Raw genomic sequence first — 10,285 nt, forward strand, 5'->3', positions numbered from 1 at the left:
GGCCCCCCCCCCCCCCCCCCCCCCCCCCGCCCGCCCCCGGGGCCCGGCGCCCCACCGCCGCGGCCCCGGGGGAGAGCACCCCCCTTCGAGACGTCCTCGACCACCCGCCCCCACCCTCGACCGACAGACCCCGAGCCCCACCCGACCGACCGACTCCGGGCCCCGTCCACGAGCCGGCAACCACACACGAGGTGAGCTGTTCAGTGAAGGGAATCATCCTGGCAGGCGGCAACGGCACCCGCCTGCACCCGATCACCCTCGGCATCTCCAAACAACTGCTCCCGGTCTACGACAAGCCGATGATCTACTACCCCCTCTCCGTGCTCATGCTCGCCGGAGTCCGGGACATCCTCCTCATCAGCTCACCCGTCGACCTCCCGCAGTTCCGCCGGGCCCTCGGCGACGGCAGCTCCCTCGGCATCAACCTCACCTACGCCGAACAGGACGAACCACGCGGCCTCGCCGAGGCGTTCATCATCGGCGCCGACCACATCGGCGACGACTCCGTCGCCCTGGTCCTGGGCGACAACGTCTTCCACGGCCCCGGCTTCGCCCAGCTCCTCCACCGCCACCTGCCCCACCACGAGGGCGCCCTCCTCTTCGGCTACCCCGTCCGCGACCCCGAGCGCTACGGCGTCGGCGAGACCGACGCCCACGGACGCCTGCTGTCCATCGAGGAGAAACCCGCCCACCCCAAGTCCAACCGGGCCATCACCGGCCTCTACTTCTACGACAACGACGTCGTCCGCATCGCCCGCGGCCTCACCCCCTCCCCGCGCGGCGAACTGGAGATCACCGACATCAACCAGGACTACCTCACCCGGGGCAAAGCCTCCCTCGTCGACCTCGGCCGCGGCTTCGCCTGGCTCGACACCGGCACCCACGACTCACTCCTGGACGCCTCCCAGTACATCCAGACCCTCGAACAGCGCCAGGGCCTGCGCATCGCCTGCATCGAGGAAGTCGCCCTGCGCATGGGCTACATCGACGCCGACCAGTGCCACCTCCTCGGCACCCGCCTGCGCAAATCCGGCTACGGCCAGTACGTCATGTCCATCGCCGCCGCCGCCCGCGCCGAACTCCACGCCCCGCCCCGCGCCCTGACCGCCCTCGACTACGCCGGCACCGCCGCCGACCCCTGGCCCGGCCTCGCCGCCGGCTGACCCCGCCGGCCGGGGCGTACCCGCCCCGTCCCGCCCCGCAGCCGCGGCGCCCCGGTGAGCCGTGCCGCCGCGGCACCGGGGCACCGGGGGAGCGGGGGGAGCGGCCCGGCTCGCCGCGCCCCGCGGGGACAACCCCGCCGCGCACGGAATCCGCCCGTCCGTTCCGGGCGGCGGTACGCGGCCCACGGGGCGGCGCCCGAGCGCCGGCGGGGGAGCGGCCCGGACGCCCGGCCCGTGACCGCCCCGGCACGGGCCCCGCGCATCCGGGAGACAACCCGCCCCGCCGCGCACCGGCCGGGTCCCGCCGGCTCGTTGCGCCCCCCCGGGGGCCGGTGCGGGCCCGGCCGCGCGCCCGCGCGGGGAGCGGAACCGGGCCGAAGGAGACGGGTGACGGGGCCGCGCACCGGCCCGCGCCGCGCGCACGGTCCGGCACGGGACGGCGGCGCTCCCGTCCGAGCGGGAGATGATTCCGGTGTACGCGGTCCCGGGACCCGCCGGGCCCGCCGCCGCCCGTTCCCCGGCCGCCCGACCGGGCCCGCGCGCCTCGCCGGCCCCGTACCCGTCCGGACGGCCCCTCCGACCGTACCCCGCCCGCCTGGACAGACAGACAGACAGACAGACAGGCAGACAGACCGGTGCCGGAACGGCCCGGCGCGGCTCACACGGCGGTGACAACCGGACGCCGCGCACGTGCTTCCCGCGGAGGGTCTTGAGCCCGGCGCCCCGCGCACGGCCCGCCGGCTCCCGTGGGCACCGCTCGGTGCGCTCCGGGCGGTACCGGGACCGGCGGGCCGCCCGCCGCCCGCGTACGGTATCCGCCGCCGGCGCCCGCCGGGGCGGAAACACGGCGATGCCCGGCCGTTCCGCCGAACGGGCCGGAAGACCGGGCACCATCACACCGCGCCGGCGCGCCGGCCCCTGTGCGGGCCCCGCACCGTTTCCCCCGTCGCGCGGTGTCCCGGACCGACCGCGTCCCCCGCGGCGCGCTCCGGACCGTTCGGGGCCGTGGTGACGGGAGGGTCCGTCACCACCCCCGCGACAGCCGCCCGCGGCCCGGTCGGGACCGCCGGAGACTGTGTCCCCCGTGGTGTGCGCTACTGATTCCACCAGCCGCTCCCATTGTTCGGACACCCTCCCCGGCCTGTCCGAACAATGACACCGTGCGGTCCTGTGAGGGAGTGCGCGATCACCGCTGACCGCGTACCGGAACACGCTCCGGCCAGGGCCGGGGCCGGCGGCGAACAAAAGGAGGACGGACCGTGGCGGGTCGTCGAGAAGTACCGGTGGACCCCGAGGCGGGGCCGGTACAGCAGTTCGCACACGAACTGCGGGCACTGCGGACATCGGCGGGCGGCATCACCTACCGGGAGATGGCGCGCCGCGCCGGATACTCGGTGACCACCCTCTCCCAGGCCGCGGCCGGCGAACGCCTGCCCTCCCTCGCCGCCCTGCGCGCCTACGTCACCGCCTGCGGGGGAGACCTGAGCGCGTGGGAGGCCCGCTGGCGCCGGGCCGGCGAGGACGAGGCCACCGTCCGCACCGGCACCGCCGACGGCACCACCACCCCGCCCTACCGGGGACTGACCCGCTACGAACCCGGCGACCAGCACCTCTTCTTCGGCCGCGACGCCCTCCTCGCCGACCTCACCGGCCTCCTCGCCGCCCGCCGCTTCGTGATGCTCATGGGAGCCTCCGGAAGCGGCAAGACCTCACTGCTGCGCGCCGGCCTCATCCCGCGGCTGCGCGACCCCGGCACCGCCGGCACCCCGTGCACCGCGATCAGGATCCTCACCCCCGGCCCCCGGCCCGCCACCACCCACGCCGCGGCCCTCGCCCCCCGCACCCCCGGCACCGCGGAGGAACACGGCCCCGCCCCCGCCCCGGCCCGCTCCCGCCAGAACGGAGCCCACCGGACCCGCACCGAGCCCGCCGCCCCGGAACTGCCCGGCGACACCGTCGTCATCGTCGACCAGTTCGAGGAGCTCTTCACCCTCTGCCACGACCCCGCCGAGCGGGCCCGCTTCATCGAACTCCTCCTCGCCGCCCGCGAACCCGGCAGCGGCCTGCGCGTCATCGCCGCCGTCCGCGCCGACTTCTACGGCCGCTGCGCCGAACACCCCGGCCTCGCCCACGCCCTGCGCGACGCCCAGCTGCTGATCACCCCCATGACCCCGGCCGAACTGCGCGAGGCGATCACCAAACCCGCCCGGGCCGCCGGGCTCTCCGTCGAACGGGACCTGACCGCCCGCATCATCGAGGAGACCGCCGGCCGGCCCGGTGTCCTCCCGCTGATGTCCCACGCCCTGCTGGAGACCTGGCGCCGCCGCCGCGGCCATCTGCTGACCCTCGCCGCCTACCAGGCCAGCGGCGGTCTCGACGGAGCGGTCGCCGCCACCGCCGAGGCCGCCTACACCCGGCTCACCCCCGCCCAGGCCCGCGAGGCCCGCCGCATCCTGCTGCGCCTGATCTCCCCGGGCGACGGCACCCCCGACACCCGCCGTCCGGCCGCCCGCGACGAACTCGGCCCCGCCTGCCCGGCCGGCGCCCTCGCCCCCGCGGCCCACCCCGCCCCCGGGGCCCACCCGGCCCCCGGCAGCCGCCCCGACCCCGGCACGGACACCGCCGCCGTCATCGGCCGCCTCGCCGAGGCCCGGCTCATCACCCTCGACGGCACCACCGCCGACCTCACCCACGAGGCCCTGATCACCGCCTGGCCCCGCCTCGCCGCCTGGATCGCCGAGGACCGCGAACGCCTGCGCGTCCACCGCCGGCTCACCGAGGCCGCCCGCACCTGGGACACCCTGGGCCGCGACAGCGGCGCCCTCTACCGGGGAACCCGGCTGGCCGAGGCCGCCGCCGCCTTCCTCACCCCGCCCCGCCCCGGCGAACTCTCCCCCCTGGAGAACGACTTCCTCACCGCCGGCACCGCCGCCCGCCGCCGCGAACAGCGCCGCGCCCGCACCGTCACCGCCACCGTGGCCCTGCTGCTCGTCCTCACCACCGTCGCCGGCGCCGCCGCCTGGCAGCGCCACCGCGACGGCACCGAACGCCTCGCCGAGGCCACCTCCCGCCAGGTCGCCTCCACCGCCGAGAACATGCGCTACGCCGACCCCGCCACCGCCCTGCGGCTCAGCGTCGCCGCCTGGCGCATCAGCCCCACCCTCGAAGCCCGCGCCGCCCTCTTCGGCGCCCTCTCCCAGCGCGAACAGGCCACCCTCCCCCTGGTCGCCGACCAGAACCGGCCCCCCATCCCGCCCCAGCTCAGCAGCGACGGCGCCCGCCTGGCCACCTTCGGCGACCGGGTACGGATCTGGGACGTCGCCGCCCGCCGCCAGACCCACTCCCTCGAACTCGACCTCCGCGAACAGCGCAGCGCCCGGCTGCTGTCCTGGGACGGCACCCAACTGGTCACCACCGGCGACGACGGCCGCCTCCAGCTCCGCAACACCGTCACCGGCGCACTGCGCCGCCTCCCCTTCCGCTCCGCCGACGTCCAGTCGCTCAACCTCCCCGACGACGCCAGCCTCCATCTGCGCACCCGCACCGCCGTCATCGTCTGGAGCACCGAGCGCGACCGGGTCGTCTTCCGCCGCGCGGCCGGGGCCGCCCCCCGCTCACCCCACAGCGCCGGCGGCCGGCTGATCGCCGTCTGCACCCGCCCCGACGCCCTGGAGATCTGGCACATCGACGCGGACCGCCGCACCCCGACCTCCCACACCTCCCGCACCTCCCGGGAGATCTGCGCACCCGCCCGCGACGACCACCGCGATGTCCTGATCGACTACGGAGTGCCCCGCCTGATCAGAATCACCCCCGGCCAACCGGTCCGCATCTGGGACCTGTTCCGGGGCAGGGAACTCGCCTCCCTGCCCGCGGCCACCCACTTCGCCGCCACCCACGACAGCCGGTTCCTGGTGACCGCCGACGACCGGGAGATCCGCGCCTACCGCATCACCCGCCTGGCCCGGCCCGTCTTCCGCTACCCCCTGAAGGGCCAGCGCATCCAGTCACTGCGCCTGGACCCCTGGCACGGCCAGATCCACTACACCGAGGAACCCTCCGGGAACACCTCCACCGTGCACACCCTCTGCGTCGGCAACGCCCTGGACCCCGGCTGGATCCCGGGCGACATCCCGGACACCCCCGCGCCCCCGCCGTCGTCGCTCGGCGCCCGCACCGCCGTCGCCGTCGGCCCCGACGGCGTCGACCGGTTCGCCACCGGCATCGCGACCGGACAGGTCACCATCTGGAACAAGGCCAACAACCGGCGCCTGGCCGCGTTCGCCGCCACCAGCGGCGGCACCGGACCGGAGGAACACGAACCGGTCACCGCCCTGTCCTACTCGCCCGACGGCCGCATCCTGGCCACCGCGGGCGCCGCCGGCACCGTGCGCCTGTGGGACGCCCTCTCCAGCCGCCCTCTGGGCGAACCCCTGCTGACCAGCGGGGACACCGTCAAGGAACTCACCTTCAGCCGCGACACCCAGACCCTGACCCTCGACGGCGAATACACCCCGCCCCGCACCTACCCCATCGACCCCGACCGGGTCGCCGCCGCCGTCTGCGCCCGCGCCCGCGGCGTCCTGACCCGCGCGGACTGGAAGACCCACATCCCCGCCGTCCCCTACCGAGACATCTGCTGACCCCGCCGGGCCCGGCGCGCGAACGGGCCCGCGGGGACGGCGTACGCCTTTCCCGTACGGGAACGGCGTACCGGATCCCGTACGGGAAAGGCGTACGCGGCCGGGCCGCCCCGCCGCCCGCCCGGCCTCTTCGCGGTGTCCTCCCCGGTACGGAGGGATGAATTCCGGCCACCCCGGCGCCCCGGCGGGCGCCCGGACGCCCCGCCGCCGCCCGCGCGGACGGCCCCGGCCCGCCCGGCACCGGGCCGCCGCCCGGCGTCCCGGGGGCTCCGGCGGAGCGCGGTATTCCGGTGGCTGCCCGGATATGTCCCGCCCGCGCGGCGCCGGTTCACCGCCCCGCGGGCCGGCCCCGCGGGCCCGTGCCCGCAGCCCCGCCCGGCACCCCGGACGCCGGGAATCAGCCGATGATCAACTTCCCGCTTCCCGGCACTTTACTTGCCCTTGACCCGGTGGCAGGCTGAAGATCACTTCGGCCCGGACGGTTTCGGCCACCCCAACTCCCCGCGTTCATGCGGCAGTTGACGCTGCGCCGAAGCATTCCGGACAACCTGACATCCCTGATCGGAGAACGATGAATCGTCGTATGCGCACTGCGGGTCTGGCGGTATCGGTGTCGGCGGCAGCCATGGCGCTCGCGCTGGCGGGCAGCCCCGCCCACGCCGCGGGGCAGACCGCTCCCCCCTCCGGCGGCGGCCTGATCAACATCAACGCCCCGCTGATTTACAACACCGGTGACATCGACCTGATCGAGGACGTCTTCGAGCACATCAGCATCCCGATCCTCGGCCAGGCCGTGCACCAGATGTACGACTGGGCGCGGTTCGACGGAGTCCTCAAGCGCTGACCCTCGGCCGGCCCGGGGCGCGCGGGAGCGCGCCCGGGACCGGCCACACCCTTCCGCCGTACCCGCCGCCTCCGTTCACCGGCCGCCGCACCCCGGCGGAGCGCCCCACCGCCCCGCCCGGCGGCCCGGAGGAAACGGCATCCCCCCACCCCCCGGCGCCGGGCCCCGCGCCCGGCCCGCGGGAAGCCGCGGGCCCCACTCCCGTTGCCGGCCCGCGCGCGAACTCCCGCGCCCGGCCCGGGAGCACGGCGGCACGGGAGCGGCACGGCCCTCCCCGTACGACCCTCCCGTACGCCACCGGCCCATCTCCCCGCCCGGCCCCCGGCGCGAACCCCGCGCCGGGGCCCGGAAGCACGACGGCCCGCCGGCGCCGGGGCACGGCCCCACCCGCACGGCCCCACCCGTACCGCCCCCCCGGCCCGTACGGGCCGTGCGGACCCCGCGCCCCGGCCCGTCCGAACAATGGATCTCCCCGCCCGCCCGGGCACGCTCTCCCGGCACCTCCCCGGGGCGGGTCCGCGCCCGCCGGACACCGGCCTCACCGGCGCCGGCGGCCCCGGTCCGCCCCGGCCCCGGGCGCATTGTCCGGGACGCGAGCGCGCTCACCGGCGGGCACGGCCGCCCGGTGAACAATGATCGGATCCGGCATCCGCGCACACCCGCGGCGTTAGCATCTGGCGGCGAACCGGCCGCGACGACGCGGTCCGACGTCCCGCGCGCCCCCACCCGTCACGGAGGTCCAGCTTGTACCCCCGCACCGCGCGTCTGCGCCGCACCGCCGCCCTCACCGCCTCGGCCGGCCTGATCGCCACCACCCTGGCCGCGCTCCCCGCACCCGCCGCCGCCGCGCCCGCACCCGTGCCCCCGGCCGCCGCCGCGCCCGTGCCCGCCTCCGCCGCCGCGCGGGACGGTGTCCGGCTCCAGTACCGCACCAGCGCCCCGGCCGCCACCGCGAGCCAGGCCGCGCCCTGGTTCCGGCTGGCCAACACCGGCAGCACCGCCCTCCCGCTGTCGCAGGTGACGATCCGTTACCACTTCCGGGCCGATACGCCCACCGCCCGCTACCGTTTCGCCTGCGACTGGGCCGAGCTCGGCTGCGCCGGGGTGACCGGCACGGTCCACACCCCGGCCGAGGAGTCGCCGGGCGCCGACCGCTATCTGGAGATCGGCTTCACCGGCGGCACCCTGGCCCCCGGCGCCGGCTCGGGCGATCTGCGGCTGCGGCTGCACCGCACCGACTGGCGGAACGTCGACCAGAGCGACGACCACTCCTTCGGCCCGGGCCGGACCGCCTGGGCCGACTGGTCCAGGGCCACCGTCCACCGCGACGGCACCCAGATCTGGGGCACCGCGCCCAACGGCACCGTGCCCTCCCCGGCGAACACCTTCTTCGACGACTTCGCCTACACCGGCCCCGGCGACTGGCGGCTCGGCGCGCACGGCTGGTACACGCGCAGCTGGGGCGGCGGCCCGGGACTGGCCGGCGCGGGCTGGTCGCCCTCGGCGGTCTCCTTCCCCACCGTCGACGGCGAGCAGGTGCTCCGGCTGGACTCGCACACCGACGGCACCCTCGCCGGCACGGTCCAGGGCGAGATCTCCCAGCAGCGCAAATTCCACACCGGCACCTACGCGGCCCGGGTGTGGTTCAGCGACGCCCCCCTGGAGGCCGGCGCGGGCGCCGCGGACGGGGACCAGTCCGTGCAGACCTTCTTCACCATCACCCCGCTGCGCCACGACATGGACCCGGAGTACGGCGAGCTCGACTTCGAGTACCTGCCCAACGGCGGCTGGGGGCATCCGGGCCACGTCATGTTCGCCACCTCCTGGGAGACCTACGGCACCAGCCCCTGGAACCCGGTGAACACCCACACCACCAGGGACCGCAGCCACGCGGGCTGGCACGATCTGGTCCTCCAGGTCTCCGGCGGCACCATGCGCTACTACATCGACGGCGAGCTGCTGGCCGAGCACGGCGGCATCCACTACCCCGAGACGCCGATGCTGCTGAGCTTCAACAACTGGTTCAACGCGATCCTGCCGCCGGACGGCACCCGCCGCACCTACCGCGAACAGGCCGACTGGGTCTACTTCGCCAAGGACACCGTGCTGACCCCCGCGCAGGTGAAGGCCGAGGTCGCCGGCCACCGGGCGCGCGGCACCGCGTTCACCGACACCGTCCCCGCCCCCTGACCCCCCGCCTCCCGGCCGGCCCGCCCCGGCCGGCCGGGAAGGCCCGGCGGACCCGCGCCCCCGTCCGTCCCCGCCCCGGACGCGGGGCGGCAGCCGCACCCGGGGCCGTGCACCCGGGGCCGTACCGCTCCGGATGATCACCGCGTGATGGCCCCCGCGCCCCGCCGGCACCCCGGGTCCCGCGCTTATCACCGGATTCCGCGTACAACCCTGCGGGTGCCTCGTGGGTCTCCTTGGCGACCACCACTGTGGTCGCACCTACGAGGAGACCGTCATTTCCGCCATACGCAACACCCTGACCGCCACTGCCGCCGTCACCCTGGTCCTGGCGACCGCCGCCGCCTGTGGCACGGTGGAGAACCTGACCGCCGGGCAGAAGCTCGACCGGGCCTTCGACAAGCTCGGCAAGGAGCACTCGCTCTTCATCGAGCTCGACCTGGACACCGACGCCGCCTCCCTGAAGGCGCTGGACGCCGGGTCGGCGCCCGAGGACAAGCTCCCCGCGGGGATGGCCGAGCTGTTCACCGACGGCCGGGTCTCCTTCTCCCTGCACTCGCGCAAGCCGCTCACCGAGTCCGGCGAGAAGGACATCACCGCCGCGGCCGTCAAGATCACCGGCCCGCAGGGTGCCCAGGCCGAGTACCGCATGGTGGGTGACACCACCTACTACCGTGCCGACCTGGAGTCCTTCGGGAAGCTGATGGGCAGCCCGATGCCGTCCCCCGCGGACCTGCCCCCGGGCGCCGAGGCGCTGGAGGGCGCCCTCAAGGGCGAGTGGGTCAAGGTCTCCATGAAGGACCTCGAGAAGTTCACCGAGCAGTTCGACGAGCCGGCCGGCGCGGGTGCCCCGAAGCCGGAGAAGCTCGACGACGTGCTCGACGCCAAGACGCAGAAGAAGATCGTCGGCGCGCTGAAGGACACCATCGCCCGCGAGGTCGACTTCCGCACCGAGGACGGCAAGGACGGCGCCGAGCGCGTCACGGCCACCGCCTCCCTGCGCACCCTGGTCACCGCGATGATCGGCGAGCTCCGCCCGCTGGCCGCGCAGCTGCCGCCGGGTGTGGAGCTGCCCACCGCCAAGGACCTGAAGCAGGTGCCCGACCGCAAGGCCGCGGCCTCCTTCACCCTCCGCAACGGCGAACTGACCGAGGTCTCGGTCGACATCGCCAAGCTGGCGAAGAAGGACGGCGTCAAGAAGTTCGGCCTGGTGCTGCGCATGGGCGAGGCGCCGAAGGTCAAGGCCCCGGCCGGCGCCACCGAGCTGAACCTGGACGAGCTGATGGGCGGCCTCTTCGGCGGCGCCCCCGGAGGGTCCTTCGAGTCCTCCCCGATGGAGGACCCCGGCTTCGAGCCGACGCCCCAGCCGTGACCCGGTGACCCGGTGACCCGGTGACGCCGAGGGGGCCGGCGCATCCACCCGGATGCGCCGGCCCCCTCACCGCGTC

The 10,285-nt window shown here is 75.8% G+C and carries 5 protein-coding genes; all 5 read left to right on the plus strand.

The window, feature by feature from the left end; genetic code table 11:
* Nucleotides 1-203 precede the first annotated feature (203 nt).
* The 5 genes from rfbA (at nucleotide 204) to AAFN69_RS27475 (ending at nucleotide 10,209) form a co-directional block, all read left to right on the plus strand.
* Complete coding sequence (gene rfbA, locus AAFN69_RS27455) at nucleotides 204-1,163, plus strand: glucose-1-phosphate thymidylyltransferase RfbA (RefSeq protein ID WP_347731519.1); 960 nt, start codon at nucleotides 204-206, stop codon at nucleotides 1,161-1,163.
* 1,259 nt (nucleotides 1,164-2,422) lie between these two features.
* The gene (locus AAFN69_RS27460; RefSeq protein WP_347731520.1) at nucleotides 2,423-5,806 is read left to right on the plus strand and encodes a helix-turn-helix domain-containing protein; all 3,384 of its coding nucleotides are present in this window, start codon (nucleotides 2,423-2,425) and stop codon (nucleotides 5,804-5,806) included.
* A 583-nt stretch (nucleotides 5,807-6,389) separates the two neighbouring features.
* Nucleotides 6,390-6,650, plus strand: coding sequence for a hypothetical protein (locus tag AAFN69_RS27465; protein WP_347731521.1), 261 nt, complete (start codon nucleotides 6,390-6,392; stop codon nucleotides 6,648-6,650).
* A gap of 744 nt (nucleotides 6,651-7,394) precedes the next feature.
* Entirely contained in the window at nucleotides 7,395-8,840 is a 1,446-nt protein-coding gene (locus AAFN69_RS27470) for a cellulose binding domain-containing protein (RefSeq protein WP_347731522.1), read from the plus strand.
* A 223-nt stretch (nucleotides 8,841-9,063) separates the two neighbouring features.
* On the plus strand, nucleotides 9,064-10,209 hold the full coding sequence (locus tag AAFN69_RS27475) for a hypothetical protein (RefSeq protein WP_347731523.1): 1,146 nt from the start codon (nucleotides 9,064-9,066) through the stop codon (nucleotides 10,207-10,209).
* Nucleotides 10,210-10,285 lie beyond the last annotated feature (76 nt).

The organism is Streptomyces sp. CAU 1734 (assembly GCF_039888735.1).
GTDB lineage: Bacteria > Actinomycetota > Actinomycetes > Streptomycetales > Streptomycetaceae > Streptomyces.

Bases quoted from the DNA above. Each gene is read 5' to 3' on its own strand.
- AAFN69_RS27465 (WP_347731521.1), top strand. From the start codon at position 6,390: ATGCGCACTGCGGGTCTGGCGGTATCGGTGTCGGCGGCAGCCATGGCG.